Source organism: Aquimarina megaterium XH134, from assembly GCF_000520975.1.
Classification (GTDB): Bacteria; Bacteroidota; Bacteroidia; order Flavobacteriales; family Flavobacteriaceae; genus Aquimarina; species Aquimarina megaterium.
The window spans coordinates 1-281 of the sequence record NZ_JACB01000095.1; the positions used below are offsets into that span (position 1 = coordinate 1).

Here is a 281-nt window from a genome sequence, read left to right on the forward strand (position 1 = left end):
ATTTGATTTGACTTTGACTGCTGTAGAAGAATCTGGAGGTATTTCATTAAGCATGACATATTGCACAGCTTTGTTTGATAAAGATACAATTGCTCGTATGTTGGTTCACTATAAAGAGTTACTGAATAGTATTGTCAAAGATATTACGTTGCCTGTTCAAGCGCTGTCCATGATAACAGATCAGGAGAGAGAAGAATTGCTATATAAATTTAATGATACTGTAGTAGCATATCCGCATGATAAGAGCATTATTGATTTGTTTAAAGAACAGGTCGAAAAAA

Annotated in this window: 1 protein-coding gene; it reads left to right on the forward strand. The window is 33.5% G+C overall.

The annotated features are described in order from the left end of the window. A partial coding sequence (locus Z053_RS29500) for a condensation domain-containing protein (RefSeq protein ID WP_035097110.1) occupies positions 1–281 on the forward strand: 281 nt, incomplete at both ends.